Origin of the sequence: Pseudonocardia thermophila (assembly GCF_900142365.1) — a bacterium.
Classification (GTDB): Bacteria; Actinomycetota; Actinomycetes; order Mycobacteriales; family Pseudonocardiaceae; genus Pseudonocardia; species Pseudonocardia thermophila.
Window position 1 is genome coordinate 99,264 of the sequence record NZ_FRAP01000020.1, and the last position, 22,946, is coordinate 122,209.

Sequence of the window (22,946 nt, forward strand, 5' to 3'; positions counted from 1 at the left end):
GATCAGCTGGCCCGATCATCCTGCCGCCACCACCGCGGACGTCCGGTCGGCCCGGCAGGGGCTGCCGGAGAGCAGCGCCGGGTCGAGTGCCGCCGCCATCGCCCGGTACCCGGCCGCCGACAGGTGCAGCCCGTCGCCCGCGTCGTAGGTCGGGGCCAGGCGGCGCGGATCGGCCGGGTCGGCCACGGCCGCGGCGAAGTCGACGATCCCGTCGGCGTGCGCGAGGCCCTCCGTGCGCACCCACTCGTTGATCTCCTCGCGGGCCGCGATCGCCGCCCGGGTGCCGTGCGGGCCGGTCGTCGACGGTGTGATGGTGGAGAGCAGCACCCGTTTGCCCGCGGCGCGCGCCCGGTCGGCGAAGGCCTGCAGCCCGGCGATGACCTCCGCGGCGGAGCGGCCGGCGGCCAGGTCGTTGGTGCCGATGTTGAGCACGACGTCGGTGACGCCCGCGGCCGCGGCCACGTCGTCGGCGAACCGGGCCAACGGCGAGTCGACGTCGGCGGCCGGATCGGGGGCGAGCAGCCGGTTGCCCGCCAGCCCGGCGTTGAGCACCGCCATCTCGGTGCTGCCGCCGGCACCGGACAGCCGCCCGGCCAGCGCGTCCGGCCAGCGCTGCTCCGCCCCGACCGGGGCGCCGACCCCGTCGGTGATCGAGTCCCCGACCGCGACGACGGCGGACACCGGCCGCGCAGTCCACACGTCCAGTCCGGTGAGCACGAACCAGGAGCCGGTCTCCTCGGCGAGCGCCGCGACCGTCGGCGCGGCGGTCACGTCCCGGCCGGGCACGACGTAGCTGGTCTGCAGGGCGACCGGGTGCGTCGCCACGACGCCGGGCGCACCGACCACGTGCAGGCTGACCGCGACCGGCCGGCCGGCGGTGACGTCGAGGGGGACGGGGTCGCTCGTCACCTCGCCCCCGGGCGGGATCGTGACCCCGCGGGCGCCGCCGAACGGGACGTCCCGCGTCGAGCCGGGCAGCACACCCGCGCTTCCGTCGGAGCGCCCGGCCGCGACGTTGCCGATCACGAGCGGCCCGGCGCCGAAGCGGTTCGACAGCCGCACCCGCACCTCGTCGCCGGTGACCTGAGGATGGACGACCATCCGCAGCGTGGCGCCGGAGAGCTCGGCCCCGCCCGGCTGGACGCTGGCCTGCCAGGCGCGCACCCACGTCGGACCGCACGGATCGGCGGCGGGCGCGACCACCGCGGCCGGGGCGGGGACCGGCGCGTCGGCCCCCCCGGTGACCCCGACGGCGCACAGGACGGCGAGCAGCCCGGCCAGCCCCGCCGACCAGCGACGGCGACGACCGCGGTGAGCACCCCGGGCCGGGGCCGCGGGGAGGGCGGGCACGGTCCAGCCCGGGGCGGGCTCGCGGGTCCAGGCGACGCGCGGGAGGAGCCCGGTCGGGCGCGCCGGCAGCGCCTCGGTCATCGCCGCACCTCCCCGTCCGGTGAGCCGACCTCGCCGGGTGCCGGGGACGCGGTCTTGCCGAGGTCGACGCCACGTGCTCGACTGGTCACGTTCGGTGGAACGAGCCAGACACCCGATCGTGAGTCTGACGATCGGGTGGACCCGATGACCCTCCGTGATCACTGTGCGCGCATCCGGGTCGCGGACCATCGGATCGGGGTGTTCAGCCGCAGGCCGACCACTCGGTCAGGTTGATCCATCCCTTCCCCGCTCGAGTCCCGGTCGCGGCGCCTCGGCGCGGCTACAGTGCGGGATGCGCGGCACGGAGAGGAGGAGAGGCATGGGTGCCTACGAGGAGGTCTACCGCTCCAGCGTGGACGACCCGGAGTCGTTCTGGTTGCGCGCGGCAGAAGCGATCGACTGGCACGTCGCTCCGCGCACCGCGCTCGACGACTCGAACCCGCCGTTCTACCGGTGGTTCCCCGACGGCGAGCTGAACGTCTGCCACAACGCGCTCGACCGGCACGTCGCCGCCGGGCGCGGCGATGCGACAGCGCTGATCTACGACTCCCCCGTCACCGGCAGCAAGCGGACCTACACCTACGCGCAGCTGCGGGACGAGGTGGCGACGTTCGCCGGTGTGCTCACCGGGCTCGGCGTGCAGCGCGGCGACCGGGTCGTGATCTACATGCCGATGGTGCCCGAAGCGGCCGTCGCGATGCTGGCGTGCGCGCGGATCGGCGCGATCCACTCCGTGGTGTTCGGCGGGTTCGCCCCCAAGGAGCTGGCCGTGCGCATCGACGACGCCGCCCCGAAGGTGGTCGTCTCCGCGTCGTGCGGCATCGAGGTCACCCGCGTCATCGAGTACAAGCCGCTGCTCGACCAGGCCATCGAGATGGCGCAGCACAAGCCCGAGCGGGTGGTCGTGCTGCAGCGCCCGCAGGCCACCGCGCAGCTGGGCGAGCGCGACGTCGACTGGGCCACGGCGGCGGCCGAGGCCACCCCGGCCGACTGCGTGCCGATGAAGGCGACCGACCCGCTCTACATCCTCTACACCTCCGGCACGACCGGGAAACCGAAGGGCGTGGTGCGCGACGGCGGCGGCTACGCGGTGGCGCTGGCTTGGTCGATGTCCAACGTCTACGACATCCGCGCCGGCGAGACGATGTTCACCGCGTCCGACGTCGGCTGGGTCGTCGGGCACTCCTACATCGTGTACGGGCCGCTGCTGGCCGGCGCCGCGACGGTGCTCTACGAGGGCAAGCCGGTCGGCACCCCCGACGCCGGCCAGTTCTGGCGGGTCGTGCAGGAGCACGGCGTCAAGACGCTGTTCACCGCGCCGACCGCGTTCCGGGCGATCAAGAAGGAGGACCCGGACGGCGAGTACACCCGCAAGTACGACCTGTCCTCCCTCAAGTACCTGTTCCTCGCCGGCGAGCGACTCGACCCGGAGACCTACCGCTGGGCGTCCGACCTGCTCGGCATCCCGGTGATCGACCACTGGTGGCAGACCGAGACGGGCTGGCCGATCGTGGCCAACCCGGCCGGCATCGAGCTGCTCCCGCTCAAGGCCGGCTCACCGACGGTCCCGCTGCCCGGCTGGGACGTGCAGGTGCTCGACATCAACGGGCGCCCCGTCGAGCCGGGCACCGACGGCGCCATCGTCGTCAAGCTGCCGATGCCGCCCGGTGCGCTGCCGACCCTGTGGAACGACGACGAGCGGTTCGTCAGCTCGTACATGAAGGCGTTCCAGGGCTACTACCTCACCGGCGACGGCGGACGCATCGACGAGGACGGCTACGTCTACGTGATGGGCCGCACCGACGACGTCATCAACGTGGCCGGGCACCGGCTGTCCACCGGCGGGATGGAGGAGGTCCTCGCCTCCCACCCGGACGTGGCCGAGTGCGCGGTCATCGGCGTCTCCGACCCGCTCAAGGGGCAGATCCCGCGCGGGTTCGTCGTGCTCAAGGCCGGCGTGCAGCGCGACCACGCCGAGCTGGCGGCCGAGCTGGTGCAGATGGTCCGCGACCAGATCGGCGCCGTGGCCTCGCTCAAGGAGATCGACGTCGTGCCGGCGCTGCCGAAGACCCGCTCGGGCAAGATCCTGCGCAAGACCATGCGCGGCATCGCCGACGGGCTCGACGAGCCGGTGCCGTCGACGATCGAGAGCGTCGAGGTGCTGGAGGCGCTGCGCCCGATCCTGCGCAAGGAGAAGACCGGGTGAGGCTCGCCTGAGTACTGCCGGCCACACCCGGGCGGAGGACGATGTCTCCATGAAGGTTGTGGTCGATTTCGATCTGTGCGAGTCCAACGCCGTCTGCATGGGCATCGCCCCGGAGGTGTTCGAGGTGCGGGACGACGACTTCCTGTACATCCTCGACGAACACCCGCCGGAGTCGCTGCGCCCGGAGATCGAGGAAGCGGTGCGGTCGTGCCCGCGAGCCGCGATCCGGATCGAGGAGGACTGACTCCCGGCCCGCACTGAACCACCCGGTCTGCAACGAACGGCACTCTCGTCCACTCGGAGTGGACGAGAGTGCCGTTCGTTGCGTTCGGCCGCGCCGGTCCGTCACCTGAGCGGACGGATGGTACGGCCCGCGCGTCCCTTGCCCGCCGGGGTGCGGCGCAAGAGGATCGCGGTATGGACCCCGTCTGGCACACCGCGCTGACCCCGCTGTCCTTCCTCGGCCGGTCGGCGGACGTCTTCGCCGACAAGACCGCCGTGGTCTACGGCGAGCGCCGGTCGACCTACGCCGAGTTCGCGGCGGAGGTCCAGCAGGTCGCGAAGGGACTGCGCGGCTCGGGCATCGAACCGGGCGACCGGGTGGCGTACCTGCTGCCCAACGTGCCGGAGATGCTCGTGGCGCACTTCGCCGTGCCGCTGGCCGGCGCGGTGCTCGTCGCGATCAACACCCGGCTGTCGACCGAGGAGATCCGCTACATCCTCGACCACTCCGGCTCGAAGCTGCTGGTGGTCGACGCCGCCCTGTACCCGGCGGTCGCGCCGATCGCGAGCGAGCTGAAGACCGTCGAGGAGATCATCACGGTCATCGACCCGGCGAACCCGGGCGACGGCGTCGGCAGCGGCGTCCGCTACGACGACCTGCTGGCCCGCGGCTCCGGCGAGGAGGGGCCCCTGCCCTGGGCCGTCGAGGACGAGGACGCGACGATCTCGATCAACTACACGTCCGGCACGACCGGGCGGCCCAAGGGCGTGCAGTACAGCCACCGCGGCGCGTACCTGAACTCGTACGGCGAGATCATCCACTCCGGGCACACCTTCGATTCGGTGTACCTGTGGACGCTGCCGATGTTCCACTGCAACGGCTGGTGCACCGGCTGGGCAGTGACGGCCGTCGGCGGCACCCACGTCTGCCTGCGCGAGGTGCGCGCCGACGTGATCTGGCGGCTCATCGAGGAGGAGGGGGTCACCCACCTCAACGGCGCGCCGACCGTCGTCACCACGGTGGTGCGGGCGAAGGAGGCCAAGCAGCTCGACCGGCCCCTGGTGATCACGACCGCGGGTGCGCCGCCGAGCCCGACGACGATCATGTCGGCGGAGCGGCTGGGCTTCCGCATCGTCCACGTCTACGGGCTGACCGAGACCTACGGTCCGTACTCGGTGAACCAGTACCAGCGCGCGTGGGACGACCTCGACCCCGAGGAGCGCGCCAAGCGCCAGGCGCGCCAGGGCGTCGGGATGGTGTGCGCGGAGCGGCTGCGCGTCGTCGACGAGAACATGGACGACGTGCCCGCCGACGGCACCACGATGGGCGAGATCGTGATGCGCGGCAACAACGTCATGAAGGGCTACTTCGAGGATCCGGAGGGCACCGCCAAGGCGTTCGCCGGCGGCTGGTTCCACTCGGGTGACCTCGGCGTGATGCACCCCGACGGCTACGTGGAGCTGCGCGACCGCGCCAAGGACATCGTCATCTCCGGCGGCGAGAACATCTCCACGGTCGAGGTGGAGCAGGCGATCATGAGCCACCCATCGGTGCTGGAGGTCGCGGTCGTCGGCGTGCCGGACGAGAAGTTCGGCGAACGGCCGAAGGCGTTCGTGGTGCTCGCCGAGGGTCAGACGGCCACCGAGGACGAGATCATCGAGCACGTGAAGTCGCGCATCGCCCGGTACAAGGCGCCGAAGGCCGTCGAGTTCGTGACCGAGCTGCCGAAGACCTCGACGGGCAAGGTGCAGAAGTTCGAACTGCGCGAGAAGGAGTGGCAGGGCGAGGCGAGCCGCATCCGTGGCTGACCCGCCCGGCGCCGATCGCGACGAACGGCCCTTTCGTCCACTCGAAGTGGACGAAAGGGCCGTTCGTCGTCTCCGGCGCTGTCGGTATCCGGTGCTGGTCGTCCGGCGAGCTGATCAGATCTCGCTGTCGTCGATCCAGGAGCCGTGGAACCCGGCCGGCACCCGGCGCGGCAGGGTGATGGCGGCGACCGGCTTGGCGGCGACGTTCGTCGCGTCGAGGATCAGCAGCTGCGCGCCGGCCCCGTCGCGGCGGGTGGTGAGGGTCAGCAGCCAGCCGTCGTCCTCCGCCCGGTCGGGCGCGCTCGACGGCACGAACACCGCCTCCCCGCCGACCACCTCGGTGCCGAGCTCGTGCGCGGTGACCGTGCCGAGCTCGTCGTCGTACTTGACGATGGCCGAGCGGTTGCCGGGGTCCTCGGCGACGGCGTAGCGGTAGCGCGCGCGCCGGCCGACCCGCGTGTCGTCGACGGTCGGGAACTCGACGGACCGGTCGGCCAGCTGGGTCTCCTCGACCTTCCCGGAGGCCGGATCGAGGATCCAGTGGTAGAACCGCGCCGTCCCGGTGGCGGCCGCGGCCGCGGCGGGACCGGCCTCCTTCGCCGGGCCGTCCTCGGCGGCGGGCCCGGTGTCGGACTCCCACATCGCGATGACGTCATCCGGGGCGTACCGGGCGGCGTCCAGCACGATGCGGCCCTGATCGTCGGTGTGGGCGTTGCCGACGTGGAAGACGTAGCAGGGATCGACGTCGAACCAGGTGACCTCGCCCGGCTTGTCCAGCGGCATGACGCCGAGGCGCGCGCCGTAGCTCGGGTCCCACCCGTAGGGCATGCCCCGCTCGAGCAGCCGCATCTGGAAGGTGATCGGCAGATCGAGGAAGATCGCGTGCCGGTCGGTGATGGCGAAGTCGTGCATCATCGTCGGCCCGGGGACCTCGATCTCCTTGCTCAGCACGAGCTCGCCCTTGGCGTTGAGGCGGTGGTAGGTCAGGAACGGCGGCATGAACCCGTAGCCGAAGAAGTGCATGTCCCCGGTGACCGGGTCGATCTTCGGGTGCGCGGTCATCGCCGTCTTGAGCCGGCCGTCGAAGTCGAACGGGCCGATCGTGTCCAGCTCAGGGGTGACCAGCGTCGGGAAGCTGGACTCGACGAGGGCCATGATCCGGCCGGCGTGCGGGAGGACGTCGGTGTTGGCGAGGCTGACGGTGTAGTCGACCTCGCCGGTCTCCCGGTTGATCGAGTCCTGACCCTCGAGGGCCTTGGTCTTGACCCAGCGGTTGCGGTACCACTCGGCCTTGCCGTCCTTGAGGCGGATGCCGTGCAGCATCCCGTGACCGACGAACCAGTGCGGGCTGACCTCGCCCGGCAGTGGGTTCGGCCCGTTGCGGAAGTAGCGCCCGCACAGCTCCGGCGGGATGCTTCCCTCGACCGGCAGGTCGGTCGCGCTGATCTCGTCAGGGACCGGCGCGTAGTGCCCCCTCATGTGCCATGGCAGCTCGGTCGTCGTCATGGCAGGGAGCGTGACAGCAGGCGGTTGACGTGTCAATATCCACATGTTGGAACTTTCATGTACGATGCCGACATGTCGCTCCCCCATGCCCTGTTGGGCCTGCTCATCGTCCGGCCCCGCAGTGGCTACGAGCTGACGAAGGAGTTCGAGAGCCACATCGGCCGGCACGCCTGGGCCGCCGGGCACACCAGCATCTACCCCGAGCTCAACCGCATGGCCGAGAACGGCCTGGTCGAGGTCACCCATGAAGGCGCCCGCGGCAGCCGCACCTACGCCGCCACCGAGGCGGGCCGCGCAGAGCTGCGCCGCTGGATGTTCGACCGCGACCGCAGCCGGAAGGTGCGCAACGAGGAAGTCCTGCGGATGTTCCTCATCTCCGCGCTCGACCCCGACGACGCCGTGGCGTACCTGCGCGGCATCGCCGAGGAGTCCGCCGAGAAGGCTGCGGAGCTGGCGAAGCTGCTCGCCGCCACCGGACCGATCGTCCAGGGTGACCCGGAGAAGTTCGGCCTGCTCGCCGCCGAGTACGGCCGCCGGCAGTACGAGGCCGTGCACGGCTGGGCGGAGTGGGCCATCACCCAGATCACCGGTCAGGCCGCGGAGGAGAGCCGCTCCAGCAGGGCCACTGCGTCGTAGGGCGCCCGCGCCTTCACGTCGTTGTCGAAGTAGACGTAGGCGTCACGGCCCCACGACCGGATCCGCGCCGCCCACTCGTCCAGCGCCTCCGGCGGGTAGCCGCCCACGTAGAGCTCGCCCATCCCGTGCAGCCGGACGTAGTCGAAGTCGGCGGTGCGCTCATCGAACACCGGCCAGGTGCCCGCCGAGTCGCTGACCACGAGCGCCACCCCGTGCTTGCGCAGCTGCTGGGTGAACGCCGGGGCGCGGAAGCTCTCGTTGCGCACCTCGATCGCGTGCCGCAGCGGGCGCTCGGCGTCGGCGACCGTGAGCGCGCGGCCTTCGAGCCGCTCGTCGTGGTGGGTGGCCAGCTCCGCGGCCTCGGTGGTCGAGCGCGGCAGCAGCTCGAGGAACGCCTCGACCCGGTCGGGGTCGTAGCGCATGCGCGGCGGCAGCTGCCACAGCACCGGGCCCAGCTTCGGGCCCAGCGCCAGCACGCCGGACGCGAAGAAGTTCGCCAGCGGCGTCGCGACGTCGCGCAGTTGCTTGAGGTGGGTCACGAAGCGGGCGCCCTTCACCGCGAAGACGAACCCGTCGGGCGTCTCGGCGGCCCAGCTCGCGTAGCTCTCCGGGCGCTGCAGCGAGTAGAACGAGCCGTTGACCTCGATGCTGGTCACCCGCCGGGACAGGTACTCCAGCTCGCGGCGCTGCGGCAGCCCGGGTGGGTAGAACGTGCGCCGCCACGGCGGGTACCGCCACCCGGACGTCCCCACCATCACACGCGTCATCCCGGCGATGATCCCCGCTGCGCGGCAGGATGTCCGCGTGGACCTCTCCCGCGCCGTGGGCACCGCACTCGACTGGCCCGTCGACCACGTCGGGGCCGCGATCATCCGGACGGACGGCACCGTCGCGGCGACGACCGGCGACACCACCCGCGTCTTCCGGCTCGCCTCGGTGACCAAGCTGCTGACCGCCTACGCGGTGCTCGTCGCGGTCGAGGAGGGGGCCGTCGAGTGGGACACCCCGGCCGGCCCACCCGGCTCGACCGTCCGCCACCTGATCGCGCACACGTCCGGGCTGTCGTTCTCCGAGGCCGTGGTGCAGGCCGCACCGGGCACCCGCCGGATCTACTCCAACAGCGGGTTCGAGGTGCTCGGCGACACCATCGCCGAGGCGGCCGGCATGCCGTTCGCGCAGTACCTGTCCGAGGCGGTGCTCACCCCGCTGGGCATGCGGGCCACCCGGCTGGCGGGCTCCCCCGGCGCCGGCGGCGTCTCCACCGTCGACGATCTCACCCGCTTCGCCGCCGAACTGCAGGCCCCCACGCTGGTGCACCCGGACACGCTGGTCGAGGCCACCTCCGTCGCGTTCCCCGGGCTGGACGGGATCCTGCCCGGCTTCGGTCGGCAGAAGCCGAACGACTGGGGCCTGGGCTTCGAGATCCGCGACGGAAAGAGCCCGCACTGGACCGGCTCGGCCAGCTCGCCGCGCACCTTCGGCCACTTCGGGCAGAGCGGCACGTTCCTGTGGGTCGACCCGGACGCCCGGGCCGCAGCCGTCGTCCTGACCGATCGAGACTTCGGCGAGTGGGCGATCGAGGCCTGGCCGCGCTGGACCGACACGGTGCTCGCCGCCCTCTGACCGCGCGAGTCGCGGTTCCCCCGCCGGCGAGTTGTCCCGCAGTGGAGGGCGAGTCGTCCCCCCGAGGGGGGCGAGTCGCCCCCCGAGGACGCTGAGTCGTCCCCTCCGGGCGCGCACGCATCCCGAGACCCACGACTCGCCGTGCTGAGACCCACCCCTCACCCCCGGCGGCAACTGCGGGAATGTTCCGCGCGCCCGCACCGTTGAGGTCACTGTCCGAGCCGGGCGTTCCGAGTCCCCGGGTCTCACTCACTGCCGCCTACGGGTTGCGCCACGCGCCGAGAGGCGACCGGCGCCCGGTTCGGATCCTTCTTCCCACCACCCGACCAGACCCGCCGGGCCGCGGTGCCTTCCCGCCACCGCCGCGCCCGGCTGCCCGGCGGCGCCGTCTCCCCGAACGGCGCCGCCCCAACGTCCCGGAGGCGAACCATGAAGGGCGATCGTGTCGAGATCGTCGTCGACGCCGGTAGCGGCACGACCCGTACCTACGAGATCGAGGCGACGCGCGCCGGGCGCCGCCTGGAGATCTCACACACGCGCGGCACGGTGGAGGTCACCGAGGTCACGCGCGGCGGCACCCCCGTGCGGACCGCTCGCTTCCTGGCCAACCGCGTGATCGCGCTGGTCGAACACCCCGCGTCGGAAAACCCGGTGGCCGACGAGCTGGGCGCCGCCCTACGCTCGGCGGCGTAGCCGACCCAGGCAGACTGTTCCTCACCATGGCCCCTCCCGCGCCCCGAGCTGCTGACGCACGCCCTGCGGCGGTCGATCCGTCCGCGCCCCCTTCCGAGGGCGAGGCGCAGACCGCGGTCCCGCCCCGGGGTGACCGGCGGCCGGGGCGCGGGAGGCCTCGTCGCCGCAGCGGCCGCCGCCCGGCGCCGGTCGCGGACCCCGAGCTGGACGCGCTGGCCGCCCGGCTGCCCGAGCTGACCCTGCGCGACGAGGCCCGGCTGCGGCGGCGCATCGACAGCGCCCGCCGGCACGGAGACCCGGGGCTCGCGGCCGCGGTCGACGAGGCCGAGCGGCGGATCGCGGCCCGACGCGCGGCGGTCCCCCGCATCACCTACCCCGAGCACCTACCGGTCAGCGCGAAGCGGGACGAGATCGCGGCCGCCATCCGCGACCACCAGGTGGTGATCGTCGCCGGCGAGACCGGCTCCGGGAAGACCACCCAGATCCCGAAGATCTGCCTGGAGCTGGGCCGCGGTGTGCGCGGCACCATCGGGCACACCCAGCCGCGGCGGCTCGCGGCGCGCACCGTCGCCGCCCGCATCGCCGAGGAGCTGGGCTGCGAAGTCGGCGAGACCGTCGGGTGGAAGGTCCGCTTCACCGACCAGGTCGGTGAGTCCACGCTGGTCAAGCTCATGACCGATGGCATCCTGCTGGCTGAGCTGGCCGGCGACCGGATGCTGCGCGAGTACGACACGCTGATCATCGACGAGGCCCACGAGCGCAGCCTGAACATCGATTTCATCCTCGGCTACCTGGCTCAGCTGCTCCCCCGCCGGCCCGATCTCAAGGTGATCATCACCTCGGCGACGATCGATCCCGAGCGGTTCTCGAAGCACTTCGGCAACGCGCCGATCATCGAGGTCAGCGGCCGGTCGTACCCGGTGGAGATCCGCTACCGCCCGATCGTCGACCTCGACGACCCGGACCACGATCCCGACCGCGACCAGCTCGACGCCATCGCCGACGCGATCACCGAGCTGCGCCGCGAGGGTCCCGGTGACATCCTCGTGTTCCTGCCCGGGGAGCGGGAGATCCGCGACACCGCGGAGGGCCTGGCCAAACGCGACTTCCCCGGCATCGAGATCCTCCCCCTCTACGCCCGGCAGACCACCGCGGAGCAGCAGAAGGTCTTCAAGCCGAACCCGGCCACCGTCGGCAGGCGGGTCGTGCTCGCCACCAACGTCGCCGAGACGTCGCTGACCGTGCCCGGTATCCGCTACGTCATCGACCCCGGTCTGGCGCGCATCTCCCGCTACTCGCGGCGGCTCAAGGTTCAGCGGCTGCCGATCGAGAAGGTGTCGCAGGCCAGCGCGAACCAGCGGGCCGGCCGCTGCGGCCGGGTCGCCGACGGCATCTGCATCCGGCTGTACTCCGAGGACGACTTCGACGCCCGCCCGGCGTTCACCGACCCGGAGATCCTGCGCACCAACCTCGCCTCGGTCGTCCTGCAGATGATCGCGCTGGAGCTGGGCGACATCTCGCAGTTCCCGTTCGTCGATCCGCCGGATCCGCGCGCGGTCAACGACGGCATCGCCCTGCTGCGCGAGCTGGGCGCGCTCACCGAGTCGAACGAGCTCACCCCGATCGGCCGGGCGCTGGCGCGGTTGCCCGTCGATCCCCGGCTGGGCCGCATGCTCGTCGAGGCCGACCGCACCGGCTGCCTGCGCGAGGTGCTCGTCATCGCCGCCGCGCTCTCCGTGCAGGACCCGCGCGAGCGGCCGGCCGATCAGCGCCAGGCAGCCGACGAGAAGCACGTCCGCTTCGCCGATCCGAACAGCGACTTCATGGCGCTGCTCAACCTCTGGAACTACGTCGAGGAGCTGCGCTCGACGCTGTCGGGCAGCAAGTTCCGCCGCACGCTGCGCGACGAGTTCCTGCACTACTGGCGCATCCGCGAGTGGCAGGACCTGCACCAGCAGCTGCGCATCGCCGCCCGCAACGCGGGCCTGTCGATCAACGAGACCCCGGCCGATCCCGACCGGGTGCACATCGCGGTGCTGTCCGGCCTGCTCTCGCACATCGGGCTCAAGGAGGGCGAGACCCGCGACTACCTCGGCGCGCGCGGCGCCAAGTTCCAGATCTTCCCGGGCTCGCCGCTGGCGAAGAAGCCACCGCGCTGGGTGATGGCGGCCGAGCTGGTGGAGACGTCGCGGCTGTTCGCCCGCACCGTCGCGCGGATCGAGCCGGAGTGGATCGAGCCACTGGCCGGGCACCTGGTCAAGCGCACCTACTCGGAGCCGCGCTGGTCCCGCAAGCGCGCCGGAGCCGTCGCGACCGAACGCGTCACGCTCTACGGGGTGCCGATCGTGGTCGACCGGCGCGTCGACTACGGGCGCATCGATCCAGAAGAGGCACGGGCGCTGTTCATCCGGCACGCGCTCGTCGAGGGCGACTGGGACACCCGCCACCGGTTCTTCCACGCCAACCGCGCCCTGCTCGCCGACGTCGAGGAGCTGGAGGAACGGGCCCGCCGCCGCGACCTCGTGGTCGACGAGGACGCGCTGGCCGCCTTCTACGACGAGCGCATCCCGGCCTCGGTCGTGTCCGGCCGGCACTTCGACAGCTGGTGGAAGAAGGCCTCGCGCAAGCAGCCCGATCTGCTCGACTTCACCGAGGACATGCTGCGCACCGAGCAGGCGGCCGAGGTCGACCCGGCGGCGTTCCCGGACCACGTCGAGGCGGGCGGGCTCACGCTGCCGCTGTCGTACGCGTTCGAGCCGGGCCGGGCGGACGACGGCATCACCGTCGACGTCCCCGCGGCGGCGCTGCACCAGGTCGATCCCACGCCGTTCACGTGGCAGGTGCCGGGCCGGCGGGAGGAGCTGGTCACCGCCCTGATCAAGACGCTGCCGAAGCACATCCGGCGGCTGTACTCGCCGGCCCCCGACCACGCGCGCGCCGTGCTCGCCCGGCTCACCGACACGTCCGAGCCGCTGCTCGACGGGCTGGAGCGCGAGCTCGGCCGGATGCGCGGCATCACGATCCCGCGCGACGCGTGGGAGCTGGACCGGCTGCCCGATCACCTGACCGTCACGTTCCGGGTGGTGGACGCGCGCGGCCGGGAGATCGCCCGTGGCACCGACCTGGAGGAGCTGCGCCACCGGCTGGCCCCGCAGGTCCGCGAGGAGATGGCCGCCGCCGGCAAGGAGTACGAGCGCCGCGGCCTCACGTCGTGGACGATCGGCACCCTGCCCAAGGAGCTACCGGTCCGCCGCGGCCAGCACACGGTCACCGCGTACCCGGGGCTGGTCGACCGCGGCACCAGCGTCGACGTGCGCACCTTCCCCACCGCCGCCGAGCGCGATCCCACCCACCACCGCGGGGTGCGCAGGCTGCTCCTGCTCGCGACGCCGTCACCGAACAAGCAGGTCGTGCGCGACCTGGACAACCGGGCCAAGCTCGCGCTCTCCCGCAACCCGCACGGGTCGGTGTCCGCGCTCGTCGACGACTGCATCACCGCGGCCGCCGACGCGCTGATCGCCGCCGCGGGCGGGCCGTGCTGGGACGAGGCCGGCTTCGCCCGACTGAAGGCGATCTTCGCCCGCCAGCTCGCCCCCACCACCGTGCAGGTGCTGCGCGCCGTGCAGGGGGTGCTCGCCGTGTGGCACCGGGTCCAGGCCCAGGTGGTGGATCTGCGTGCGCCCGCGCTGAAGGACGGGGTCGCCGACCTCACCGCGCAGATGGACGCGCTGGTCGGGCCAGGGTTCGTCACGAAGGCGGGCGCGTCGCGGCTGGCCGACGTGGCCCGCTACCTGGAGGCGATCGAGAAGCGGATCGAGAAGCTGCGCGTCGATCCCGCTCGCGACGCCGCGTGGACCGCGCAGGTGCGCATGGTCGCCGACGAGTACGAGGCTGAGTTGGCCGCGCTGCCCGAGGGTGTGGAGCCGTCGCCGGAGCTGGTCGAGATCCGCTGGATGATCGAGGAGCTGCGGGTCAACCTGTTCGCCCACCCGATCCGCACCAAGTACCCGGTGTCGGTGAAGCGGATCCAGAAGGCGATCGACGAACTGCCCCGCTGATGCCCGCGTCGTGAACGGCGTCGGTGTGATCGACAGAGCTCGTCGATCACGTCGACGTCGTTCTCGACGCAGGGACCGCTACGGGCGGACACCGAACCCGATCACCGTTCACTCGATGTGATTGTTCGAGTACGGTGAGCGAAACGAGCCGGTGGGGGCGCCCGACAACCGGGCATGACGATCGACACCGCCACCCCGAACACCACCCCCGCCACCGTCGCGATCCCCGTCCAGCGGAGCGCGAAGGCCGACACGCTGCCGCTGCCGGTGATCGAGCCGGAGCTGCCCCGGGCCACCCGCTGGCAGACCTGGACCGCCGTGGCCGCCGGCCTGCTCGGCGGGGTGCTGATGGTCGCCGGGATCGCCCTGCCCTGGTGAGCCCTCCTCAGGGGTTCACCTGGATCTTGCGCCCGATGCCCTCCCGGAACTGCTCGAGCGCCGCCGGGTACTCGGCCAGCGGGAGCCGGTGGCTGATCATCACCTCCGGCCGCACCACCCCCTCGGCGAACAGCGCCGCCGCCCGTTCGAAGCTGTGCAGCACCGCCATGGAGCCGACGATGCGGATCTCCTTGTTGTAGACCCGGTACGGCAAGAAGCGCGCCACCGCGCCCTCGGCGGACACCCCGAACTGCTGGAACGTGCCGCCCGGCGCCACCCGGGACAGGCCGTCCTCGATCGCTGCGACGACCCCGGTGCAGTCGATGACGATCTCCCAGCCGCGCGGCCGGTCGAGCTCGTCGGCGCTGGTCACAGCGGCCGTGCAGCCCAGCTCCTTGACCGTCTCCAGCCGCGCCGGGTTGAGGTCCACCACCGTGACGCTGCCGGCGCCGGCCCGCTTGGCCAGCTCCATCATCATCAAGCCCATCGTGCCCGCGCCGTAGATGAGGTAGTCGTCGGCGAGCGCGGGCTGCAGCACGTCGAACCCGCGCACCGCGCACGACAGCGGCTCGATGAGCGCCGCATCAGCCGTCGAGACGCTCTCCGGCAGCTTCACGCAGTTCGCGGCGGGTGCCACCGCGTACTCCGCGGCCCCGCCCGGCACGCTGACGCCGATCGCGTTCCAGTTCTCGCACAGGTTGTTGCGGCCGCGCCGGCAGTAGTGGCACTCGTGGCAGTACAGCGAGGGGTCCACCGCGACCCGGTCGCCCACCCGCAGCTCGGTGACGTCCGACCCGAGCTCGACGATCTCCCCGGCGAACTCGTGGCCGGGCACGATCGGCAGCGCGGGGGCGAACTCGCCCTCGGCGATGTGCAGGTCGGTGCCGCAGATCCCGCACGCCGCCACCTGCACGACGACCTCACGCGGGCCAGGCGTCGGATCGGGCACCGTCTCGACGCTGACCGAGTCCTGCGCGATGACGGCCGCCTTCACTTGATCGCCCCCAGCGACAGGCCCTGCACCAGCTTGTCCTGCGCGGCGAACCCGGCGATCAGCACCGGCAGCGAGACGACCACCGCGGCCGCGCAGACCTTCGCCAGGAACAGGCCCTGACTGGTGACGAACCCGATGAGGAACACCGGAGCGGTCTGGGCGACGGTGCCGGTGAGCACACGGGCGAACAGCAGCTCGTTCCAGCTGAAGATGAAGCAGATCAGCGCGGTCGCCGCGATCCCGGGCAGCACCATCGGGATGACGATCGTGCGCAGGCTGCGGGTCAGCGAGCAGCCGTCCAGCGCCGCGGCCTCCAGCACCTCGCCGGGCACCTCGGCGAGGAACGACCGCATCATCCACACCGCGATCGGCAGGTTCATCGACGTGTAGACCACGATGAGCAGCCAGATGTTGTCGAGCACGCCGAGGCCCTGCGCGATGAGGTAGACCGGCAGCAACGCGGCCACCACCGGCAGCATCTTCGTGGAGAGGAAGAAGAACAGCACGTCGCGCCACTTCTCGACCGGGCGGATCGACAGCGCGTACGCCGCCGGCACGGCGAGGACGAGCACGAACGCGGTGGAGACGATGCTCGCGGTGAGCGAGTTGAGCAGCGGTGGCCACGGGGTGGCCCCGCCGTCGGCGCCGAAGAAGTTCGCGTAGCCCTCGACGGTGAGCGGAGCGAACACCGACGGCGGGTTGGTGGCCGCGTCGGGCTCGCTGTGGAACGAGGTGAGCAGCATCCAGATCACCGGCGCCACGAAGATCAGCCCGACGATCCAGGCCACCAGCCCGATCGCCGCGTTGGTCCGGCGCCGGCGCCGCGGCGCCGGCGCGGTCTCAGCGGGAGCGGTGACGGTGGGCGGCGCGTCCGCGGTGGCGGTCATCGGGATCCCTCCTGCTTGAACAGCGACGACACGCTCCGCAGCGCGAACGTGGCGATGATGATCGTGCCGATCACGACCACGACCCCGGCGGCGGACGCGCGGCCGTAGTCCTGCGCCTGGAAGAACGTCTGGTAGATCGTGTACGGCAGGTTGGCCGTGCCGAGGCTGCCCGAGGTGATCGTGAAGACCGCGTCGAAGTTCTGCACGATGTAGATCGAGCCGAGCAGCCCGCCCAGCTCCAGGTACTGACGCAGGTGCGGGAAGGTCATGTGGCGGAAGATCTGCCAGTTCGAGCAGCCGTCGATCTGCGCCGCTTCGATGACGTCCAGCGGCTTGCTCTGCAGGCCGGCCAGGATGATCAGCATCATGAACGGCGTCCACTGCCAGACCAGCGCGATGATCACCGAGAGCAGCGGCGCGTTGGTGAGCCAGTCGGGCTGGGGGGCGTTCTCGCCGAAGAGCCCGGTCAACACGCCGTTCAGCAGGCCGTACTCGGGGTTGAACAGGGCGTGCTTCCACAGCAGCGCCGCGGCCACCGGCACGATCAGGAACGGCGTGATCATCATCGTGCGGACGATGCCGCGGCCCAGGAACGCCCGGTCGAGCAGCAGCGCGATGACCACGCCGAGGAACAGCGAGACCAGCACCACGGAAGCGGTCAGGATGATCGTCGTGATGATCGCGTCGCGGGTGTTGACGTCGGTCAGGACGCGCACGAAGTTGTCGAACCCGGCGAACCCGCGCTCGTCGGGGTAGTACGCGTTCCAGTTCATGAACGAGATGATCAGCGTGCCGACGAACGGCAGCTGCGTCACGACGATCATGAAGATCAGCGCGGGCAGCAGCGGGGCGCGGCGGGCCCACGCCCCGGCCTTCTTCAGCGTCGACGGCTCGTTCGGGCGGACGGCGGCCGGGCTCGCCGGCTTCTCGACGGTGGTGCTCACGCGTTCCCCTCCAACCTGGACCGGTACCGCTCGGCGACGTCCTCGGCGAGCTGTTGGCCTCTGTCGAGGGCCTGCTCCACGGTCACCTGCCCGGCGATGGCCGAGCTGATCTGCAGCGACACCTGGGTGCCCAGGTCGGGGAACTCCGGGATGTCGACGAACTGGATGCCCAGCGCCGGCCGCGGCTGCACCCCCGGGTTGCGCGGGTCGGCCGACTCGATCGCAGCCTTCGTGGGGGCGGCGAACGCGGCCGACTCGGCGAGGTAATCGGGGTTCTCGTAGGTCGACGCGCGCTTGCCGGCGGGCACCTTGGACCAGCCGAGCCGCTCGCCGACCAGCCGCTCGTACTCCTTGCTGGAGGCCCAGGAGATGAATTTCCAGGCGTGGTCCTTCTTCGTGCTGGCGTTCTGGATGGCCCACGACCAGGCGTAGAGCCAGCCGGAGCTCTCGGTCAGCTTCACCGGCGCCGGGGAGTAGCCGATCTTGCCCCGCACCGGGGAGTCGGCGGCCTCGAGCGAGCCCGCGGCCGACGTGGCGTCGTACCACATGGCGACGTTGCCCTGGATCATGTTGTTGAGGCACTCGGTGAACCCGGCCTGCGGAGCGCCGATCTCGCCGTGGGTGCGGACGAGGTCCACGTAGAACTGCACGGCCTCGGTGAACTCCGGCGCGTTGACCTGGGCCCGCCAGTCGGCGGTGAACCACGTGCCGCCGAAGGTGTTGACCACGGTGGTGAGCGGGGCGAACACCTGGCCCCAGCCCGGCTGGCCGCGCAGGCAGATGCCCTTCATGCCGGGGCGGGCGCCGTCGAGCTGAGCGGCGAGCCGGGCGACCTCGTCCCAGGTGGGCTTCGCCGGCATCGTGAGGCCCTTCTCGGCCAGCACGTCCGCGCGGTACATGAGGAACGACGACTCACCGTAGAACGGCTCGCCGTAGATCTTGCCGTCGGCCGCGGTGAGCGACGCCGTCATCGGCCCGAGGATGTCGGCCTGGTCGAAGCCCGGATCGGCGGCGATGAAGTCGTCGAGCGGGGCGATCCAGCGGCTGCGCGCGTAGATCGGGACCTCGAAGTTCGACACCGTGGCGACGTCGTACTGCCCGGCCTGGCTGGAGAACTCCTGGCTGATCTTGTCCCGGACGTCGTTCTCCGGCAGCACGGTGAAGTTGACCGTGATGCCCGTCTGCTTCGTGAAGTGCTCCGCAGTCAGCCGCTGCAGATCCACCATCTGCGGGTTGTTGACCATCAGCACGTTGATGCTGTTGGGGCCGCCGGCGCCGACCCCGCCGCCCCATCCGGCGCACGCCGTGCTCGTCACGAGGACCAGGGCGAGCAACAAGGCCCGCATCCCCGACCGCGTCATCGCGTCCTCCCCGGATCCGCGAGCTCGACGCTCAGATGAGCGGAGCCCTGCACGTATCGTCAGGGTGTGGCATCGCTCACGCACCGTCAATGGGCGATGCGATAATGCGACTCCATCCGCTCATATGAGCGCTCACCGGGGGTGCGTATGGCAGGAAGCGACAACCCGGTGCGCGGCCCGGCGCACCTGGTCCTGTCGGCGTCGGTCGCGCGCCGCTACTACCTCGACGGCCGCACCAAGGTCGAGATCGCCGAGGAGTTCCGGCTCTCCCGGTTCAAGGTCGCCCGGCTGCTCGACGACGCCCGCGCGAGCGGCCTGGTCCGCATCGAGATCGGCCGTCCGGGCTCGGTGGACGTCGAGCTGTCCAGCCGGCTGATGGACACGCTCGGGCTCAAGCACTGCGTGGTCACCGACACCCCCGGCGACGATCCGCACACCCTGCGCGGCCATCTCGCCACCGCCGCGGCGGACCTGCTCACCGAACTGGTCACGGCCGACGACGTGCTGGGTCTGTCCTGGTCACGGGCGGTGTCGGCGATGGCGACGAAGCTGCGCCGGCTCGCCCCGGCGCCGGTCGTGCAGCTGACCGGGGCGCTCGCCCGCTCGGTGCTCGACAACAGCTCCATCGAGCTCGTGCGCGAGGTCGCGCGCATCTCCGGCGGGCCCGCCTACTTCTACTACGCCCCCATGGCGGTGCCCGACGCGGCGACCGCCCGGGCCCTGCGCAAGCAGCCCGAGGTCGCCCGCGCGTTCTCGCTCATCCCGTCGGTCACGATCGCGGTCGCGGGGATCGGGGCGTGGGCCCCCGAGCAGTCCACCCTGTACGACGCGGCCACCGACGGCGAGCGCATCGACGTCAGCCGCCGCGGAGTGGCCGCTGAGGTGTCCGGGGTCTTGATCGACGCCGCGGGCGAGCCCGTCAGCGCCCCGCTGACCGAGCGCATGATCGGCATCGACGCCGCTCAGTTGAGAGCCGTGCCCGAGGTCATCGGCATCGCCTACGGGCTCGGGAAGGCCGACGCCGTGCTCGCCGCCGTGCGCGGCCGGCTGGTCAACTCGCTCGTCACCCACTCCACGCTCGCGGACCGGCTGATCGGCGCGGCGTCCGGGGCCGCCTGATGGCCGGACGGGCCGGCGAGATCCCCCTGCTCGGCGGAACGGCCAACCGCGGGCGCGTCCACCGGGTCGGCGACACCGTGCGCCGCCCGATGCGGCCCACCGCCCCGGCCACCCACGCGCTGCTCCGGCACCTGGAACGGGTCGGGTTCGACGGTGCCCCGCGCGTCCTCGGCATCGACGACGAAGGCCGCGAGGTGCTCAGCTACGTGCCCGGCACGGCGATCACCGCGCCCGCGCCGGAGTGGGCGCTCACCGACGCGGCCCTGCGCTCGGTCGGGGAGCTGCTGCGGCGGTTCCACGAGGCCGTCGCCGACTTCGATCCCACCCCGTACACGTGGCCCCCATCACCGCCCGCGCCGTTCTCGTGCGGCACGATCACGCACAACGACCCGAACCTGGACAACATCGTCTTCCGGGACGGGCGCGCCGTCGCTCTCATCGACTTCGACCTGGCCGCGCCGGGCGCCCCGGTCTGGGACGTCGCGGGTGCGGCCCGGCTGTGGGCGCCCTTGCGCTGCCCCGCCGACACCACGGACGTCCGCCGCGGCCGCGAGCTGCACCGCCTGCGCGTGCTCGTCGACGCGTACGGGCCGCTGGACCAGCGCGAGCTCGTCGTCGACGCGGTGCTGGCCAACCTCGAGTGGATGCGCGCGCTGGTCTCCGACGGGGCGACCCGCGGGGTTCCCGGCTTCGCGGCGTACTGGACGGGGCAGGCCCAGCAGCGCGCCGACCGCGCCCGCGCATGGCTCGCCGAACATGCCGACGCCGTGCGCGCGGCGCTCATGTGAGCACGGCCAGGAGACCGGACTCGCGCGACCACCCCCCATGGGGCCGCGCGAGTCCGGAGGCTGGCGACCCGGTCAGGCGCGGTCCGGGATGATGCGGCGCTCGCGCAGCTGCCCGATCTGCTCGACGAGCATCGCTTCGGTGTCGACGTAGCGGTGGAAACCCGCCCGGCGGGCCTTCGACGTGTCGGCGAACACGTCGTAGTCCCAGGAGAAGACGAAGTCGCCGAACGCCCACGACGACACGTCCGCGTACGGCGTCGGCGCGAGCCCGTACTTGTCGATCATCGCGTCCCAGACCGGTCCCTTGTCGGCCATGACGTCGGCCAGCGACATGGGCAGCGGCGGCGCCACCTCCAGGCCGAACTGCTCGGCGATCACCGGCCACAGCCGCCGCCAGCGGAACAGGTCCCCGTTGGCGATGTTGAACGCCTGGTCGGCGGCGTTCGGGTCGGTCGCCGCCCACTCGGTGGCCTCGGCGAGCAGCCCGGCGTCGGTGAGCTCGAGCAGCGCGTGGTAAGCCCCGGGTTCGCCGGGGAACCGCAGCGGGACCCGCAGCTCGGCGCTGATCGCTGCGTACACCGCGAGGACGTTGACGATGTTCATCGGGTAGCCGAGCCCGAACCCGGCGACGACGGACGGGCGGATGGCTGACCAGGAGAACCCGCCGGCCGCCGCGGCTTCCTCGACGAGCTGCTGCTGCTCGACGTTGAACTCCGGCGGCATGTGCGGTGGATCGTCCTCCCGCGCGGGCGTGTCGAACGGGCCCAGGTGCGCGCCGTAGACCTTGTAACCCTGCATCAGGCTCACGTGCTGAAGCGCCGGACCGGCCACGGCGGCGAGCACGTTGCGCAGCATCGTCACGTTCGGCTCGACCAGCTCCGCCCAGGTCGGCCGATCCCGGTAGGCCGCGTAGAACACGTGCGTGACCGGCGGCTGATCGGCCAGCGCCGCCCGCACCGAATCGACGTCGAACAGATCGGCTCGCACGTGCCGGCCGGGCCCGGGCCGCCGCGACAGCCCGATCACCTCCCAGCCCGGCCTGCTGCGCAGATGGGCGGCGAGCCGGCCGCCGATCACCCCGCTGGCGCCGACGACGAGAGCGGTGCGCGTCATGCCGGGACCTCCTGGAGGGATGTGCGGCGACCGGCCACGGCCGCGGTGAGGGCGACGACGAAGCCGGCGGCGACCATGAGCGCCCCGACCCAGTTCGGCGACGTCAGGCCGAGGCCCGCGCCGATGGTGAGCCCGCCGAGCCAGGCCCCGACGGCGTTGCCGGCGTTGAACGCGGAGATGTTGGCGGCGGAGGCGAGCGTGCCGGCCGATCCCGCGGCGTCGAGGACGCGGGCCTGCAGGCCGGGCACAGCCGCGAACCCGACGACGCCGATCACCGCGAGGGTGAGCACGGCGAGGACGGGCACCGCCGCGGTGACGGTGAACAGCAGGAGCAGCACGGCGAGCAGGGCGAGCAGCACGAGGAGCGACGCCGTGAGCGCCCGGTCGGCCGCCTTCGCCCCGAGGAGGTTGCCGACGACCGCACCGGCGCCGAACACCAGCACGATCCCCGTCACCGCCCCGGGCGGGAAGCCGGCGACGTCGATCATCATCGGGGCGACGTAGGTGAACGCGGCGAACAGACCGCCGAAGCCGAGCGCCGTGGTCGCGAGCGCGAGCCACACCTGTGGCCGGGCGAACGCGGACAACTCGGCGCGCAGGCTCGCCCCCGGGTCGGCCGGCTGCCGGGGCACCAGCGCGACCACGCCGAGGACGCTGACCACGCCGAGCCCGGTGATCACCCAGAACGTGGTTCGCCAGCCGAACGCGTGCCCGACGGCGGTGCCCAGGGGCACGCCGACGACGTTCGCCACGGTGAGGCCGGTGACCATGAACGCGATCGCCGCAGCCCGGCGGTTCGGCGGGACGAGCCCTGCGGCCACCACCGCCCCGACGCCGAAGAACGCGCCGTGGCACAGGGCCGAGACCACCCGGCCGGTCATGACCAGGCCGTAGCTCGAGCCGATCGCAGTGAGCAGGTTCCCGAGGACGAACAGCCCGAGCAGCCCGAGCAGGACGGTCTTGCGCGGCACCCGGACGACCGCCGCGGTCAGCAGCGGCGCGCCGATCGCGACGGCGAGCGCGTAGCCGGTGACGAGCAGCCCGGCGGTGGGGATGTCGACCCCGAGATCGGCCGCGACGTCCGGCAGGAGTCCGGCGACGGCGAACTCGGTCGTCCCGATGCCGAAGGCACTGATCGCCAACGCGAGCAGCGCGAGGGGCATGTGCTTTCTCCTTCA

The 22,946-nt window shown here is 72.0% G+C and carries 19 protein-coding genes; 10 read left to right on the forward strand and 9 right to left on the reverse strand.

Translation table 11 applies throughout. The annotated features are described in order from the left end of the window. Positions 1–15: 15 nt before the first annotated feature. The gene (locus tag BUE41_RS23510) at positions 16–1,431 is read right to left on the reverse strand and encodes a GDSL-type esterase/lipase family protein (protein WP_084755708.1); all 1,416 of its coding nucleotides are present in this window, start codon (positions 1,429–1,431) and stop codon (positions 16–18) included. A gap of 319 nt (positions 1,432–1,750) precedes the next feature. Here BUE41_RS23510 and BUE41_RS23515 point away from each other — a divergent pair, with 319 nt between their 5' ends. The 3 genes from BUE41_RS23515 to BUE41_RS23525 all read left to right on the forward strand — a co-directional run bounded on the left by BUE41_RS23515 (position 1,751) and on the right by BUE41_RS23525 (position 5,668). Beyond that, positions 1,751–3,637, forward strand: a complete 1,887-nt coding sequence (locus BUE41_RS23515) for a propionyl-CoA synthetase (protein ID WP_073459483.1) — start codon at positions 1,751–1,753, stop codon at positions 3,635–3,637. 49 nt (positions 3,638–3,686) lie between these two features. Then, the gene (locus BUE41_RS23520; protein ID WP_073459484.1) at positions 3,687–3,881 is read left to right on the forward strand and encodes a ferredoxin; all 195 of its coding nucleotides are present in this window, start codon (positions 3,687–3,689) and stop codon (positions 3,879–3,881) included. Positions 3,882–4,054: 173 nt separating this feature from the next. Then, on the forward strand, positions 4,055–5,668 hold the full coding sequence (locus BUE41_RS23525) for an acyl--CoA ligase family protein (RefSeq protein WP_073459485.1): 1,614 nt from the start codon (positions 4,055–4,057) through the stop codon (positions 5,666–5,668). A gap of 114 nt (positions 5,669–5,782) precedes the next feature. On the opposite strand, the gene BUE41_RS23530 is transcribed toward BUE41_RS23525, so the two are convergent. After that, positions 5,783–7,174, reverse strand: a complete 1,392-nt coding sequence (locus BUE41_RS23530; protein ID WP_073459486.1) for a carotenoid oxygenase family protein — start codon at positions 7,172–7,174, stop codon at positions 5,783–5,785. A gap of 72 nt (positions 7,175–7,246) precedes the next feature. Here BUE41_RS23530 and BUE41_RS23535 point away from each other — a divergent pair, with 72 nt between their 5' ends. Next, positions 7,247–7,810, forward strand: coding sequence for a PadR family transcriptional regulator (locus BUE41_RS23535; protein ID WP_073459525.1), 564 nt, complete (start codon positions 7,247–7,249; stop codon positions 7,808–7,810). On the opposite strand, the gene BUE41_RS23540 is transcribed toward BUE41_RS23535, so the two are convergent. Further along, positions 7,765–8,577, reverse strand: a complete 813-nt coding sequence (locus BUE41_RS23540; protein ID WP_073459487.1) for a DUF72 domain-containing protein — start codon at positions 8,575–8,577, stop codon at positions 7,765–7,767. The genes BUE41_RS23535 and BUE41_RS23540 overlap by 46 nt on opposite strands. A 37-nt stretch (positions 8,578–8,614) precedes the next feature. On the opposite strand from BUE41_RS23540, the gene BUE41_RS23545 reads away from it, so the two are divergent. The 4 genes from BUE41_RS23545 (at position 8,615) to BUE41_RS23560 (ending at position 14,562) form a co-directional block, all read left to right on the forward strand. Continuing rightward, positions 8,615–9,433 (forward strand): serine hydrolase domain-containing protein, encoded by an 819-nt coding sequence (locus BUE41_RS23545; RefSeq protein ID WP_234997513.1) that lies wholly within the window; start codon positions 8,615–8,617, stop codon positions 9,431–9,433. A 429-nt stretch (positions 9,434–9,862) separates the two neighbouring features. After that, the gene (locus BUE41_RS23550) at positions 9,863–10,126 is read left to right on the forward strand and encodes a hypothetical protein (protein ID WP_073459488.1); all 264 of its coding nucleotides are present in this window, start codon (positions 9,863–9,865) and stop codon (positions 10,124–10,126) included. Positions 10,127–10,152: 26 nt separating this feature from the next. Next, positions 10,153–14,184, forward strand: coding sequence for an ATP-dependent RNA helicase HrpA (hrpA, locus tag BUE41_RS23555; protein WP_084755711.1), 4,032 nt, complete (start codon positions 10,153–10,155; stop codon positions 14,182–14,184). 174 nt (positions 14,185–14,358) lie between these two features. After that, complete coding sequence (locus BUE41_RS23560; RefSeq protein ID WP_073459489.1) at positions 14,359–14,562, forward strand: hypothetical protein; 204 nt, start codon at positions 14,359–14,361, stop codon at positions 14,560–14,562. Between the two features lie 7 nt (positions 14,563–14,569). Here the strand turns inward: BUE41_RS23560 and BUE41_RS23565 are convergent, their stop codons facing one another. The 4 genes from BUE41_RS23565 to BUE41_RS23580 are packed head-to-tail and all read right to left on the reverse strand — an operon-like array spanning position 14,570 to position 18,748. Further along, complete coding sequence (locus BUE41_RS23565; protein WP_073459490.1) at positions 14,570–15,556, reverse strand: zinc-dependent alcohol dehydrogenase family protein; 987 nt, start codon at positions 15,554–15,556, stop codon at positions 14,570–14,572. Then, positions 15,553–16,443 (reverse strand): carbohydrate ABC transporter permease, encoded by an 891-nt coding sequence (locus BUE41_RS23570; protein ID WP_073459491.1) that lies wholly within the window; start codon positions 16,441–16,443, stop codon positions 15,553–15,555. The genes BUE41_RS23565 and BUE41_RS23570 overlap by 4 nt, the downstream gene beginning before the upstream one ends. Beyond that, positions 16,440–17,387 carry a carbohydrate ABC transporter permease gene (locus BUE41_RS23575; protein ID WP_073459492.1) on the reverse strand — a complete coding sequence of 316 codons (948 nt, stop codon included), beginning with the start codon at positions 17,385–17,387 and terminating at the stop codon, positions 16,440–16,442. Before BUE41_RS23575 ends, BUE41_RS23570 begins: the two co-directional genes overlap by 4 nt. Continuing rightward, positions 17,384–18,748, reverse strand: coding sequence for an ABC transporter substrate-binding protein (locus tag BUE41_RS23580; protein WP_073459493.1), 1,365 nt, complete (start codon positions 18,746–18,748; stop codon positions 17,384–17,386). The genes BUE41_RS23575 and BUE41_RS23580 overlap by 4 nt, the downstream gene beginning before the upstream one ends. A gap of 147 nt (positions 18,749–18,895) precedes the next feature. Between BUE41_RS23580 and BUE41_RS23585 the strand changes: the two genes are divergently transcribed. Next, positions 18,896–19,867 carry a sugar-binding transcriptional regulator gene (locus BUE41_RS23585; protein WP_073459494.1) on the forward strand — a complete coding sequence of 324 codons (972 nt, stop codon included), beginning with the start codon at positions 18,896–18,898 and terminating at the stop codon, positions 19,865–19,867. Next, a complete protein-coding gene (locus tag BUE41_RS23590) occupies positions 19,867–20,655 on the forward strand; it encodes a phosphotransferase enzyme family protein (protein ID WP_073459495.1) in 789 nt (262 codons plus the stop codon). The genes BUE41_RS23585 and BUE41_RS23590 overlap by 1 nt, the downstream gene beginning before the upstream one ends. Positions 20,656–20,727: 72 nt before the next feature. Here the strand turns inward: BUE41_RS23590 and BUE41_RS23595 are convergent, their stop codons facing one another. Together BUE41_RS23595 and BUE41_RS23600 are read right to left on the reverse strand one after the other, a co-directional pair. Beyond that, a complete protein-coding gene (locus BUE41_RS23595; RefSeq protein WP_073459496.1) occupies positions 20,728–21,768 on the reverse strand; it encodes an SDR family oxidoreductase in 1,041 nt (346 codons plus the stop codon). Then, positions 21,765–22,931 (reverse strand): MFS transporter, encoded by a 1,167-nt coding sequence (locus BUE41_RS23600; protein WP_073459497.1) that lies wholly within the window; start codon positions 22,929–22,931, stop codon positions 21,765–21,767. Before BUE41_RS23600 ends, BUE41_RS23595 begins: the two co-directional genes overlap by 4 nt. Positions 22,932–22,946: the final 15 nt, after the last annotated feature.

Excerpts from the sequence above, each read along its gene's own strand:
- BUE41_RS23510 (WP_084755708.1), bottom strand. The coding sequence starts at position 1,431 with ATGACCGAGGCGCTGCCGGCGCGCCCGACCGGGCTCCTCCCGCGCGTC.
- BUE41_RS23515 (WP_073459483.1), top strand. The coding sequence starts at position 1,751 with ATGGGTGCCTACGAGGAGGTCTACCGCTCCAGCGTGGACGACCCGGAG.
- BUE41_RS23520 (WP_073459484.1), top strand. The coding sequence starts at position 3,687 with ATGAAGGTTGTGGTCGATTTCGATCTGTGCGAGTCCAACGCCGTCTGC.
- BUE41_RS23525 (WP_073459485.1), top strand. The coding sequence starts at position 4,055 with ATGGACCCCGTCTGGCACACCGCGCTGACCCCGCTGTCCTTCCTCGGC.
- BUE41_RS23530 (WP_073459486.1), bottom strand. The coding sequence starts at position 7,174 with ATGACGACGACCGAGCTGCCATGGCACATGAGGGGGCACTACGCGCCG.
- BUE41_RS23535 (WP_073459525.1), top strand. The coding sequence starts at position 7,247 with ATGTCGCTCCCCCATGCCCTGTTGGGCCTGCTCATCGTCCGGCCCCGC.
- BUE41_RS23540 (WP_073459487.1), bottom strand. The coding sequence starts at position 8,577 with ATGACGCGTGTGATGGTGGGGACGTCCGGGTGGCGGTACCCGCCGTGG.
- BUE41_RS23550 (WP_073459488.1), top strand. The coding sequence starts at position 9,863 with ATGAAGGGCGATCGTGTCGAGATCGTCGTCGACGCCGGTAGCGGCACG.
- hrpA (WP_084755711.1), top strand. The coding sequence starts at position 10,153 with ATGGCCCCTCCCGCGCCCCGAGCTGCTGACGCACGCCCTGCGGCGGTC.
- BUE41_RS23560 (WP_073459489.1), top strand. The coding sequence starts at position 14,359 with ATGACGATCGACACCGCCACCCCGAACACCACCCCCGCCACCGTCGCG.
- BUE41_RS23570 (WP_073459491.1), bottom strand. The coding sequence starts at position 16,443 with ATGACCGCCACCGCGGACGCGCCGCCCACCGTCACCGCTCCCGCTGAG.
- BUE41_RS23580 (WP_073459493.1), bottom strand. The coding sequence starts at position 18,748 with ATGACGCGGTCGGGGATGCGGGCCTTGTTGCTCGCCCTGGTCCTCGTG.
- BUE41_RS23585 (WP_073459494.1), top strand. The coding sequence starts at position 18,896 with ATGGCAGGAAGCGACAACCCGGTGCGCGGCCCGGCGCACCTGGTCCTG.
- BUE41_RS23590 (WP_073459495.1), top strand. The coding sequence starts at position 19,867 with ATGGCCGGACGGGCCGGCGAGATCCCCCTGCTCGGCGGAACGGCCAAC.
- BUE41_RS23595 (WP_073459496.1), bottom strand. The coding sequence starts at position 21,768 with ATGACGCGCACCGCTCTCGTCGTCGGCGCCAGCGGGGTGATCGGCGGC.
- BUE41_RS23600 (WP_073459497.1), bottom strand. The coding sequence starts at position 22,931 with ATGCCCCTCGCGCTGCTCGCGTTGGCGATCAGTGCCTTCGGCATCGGG.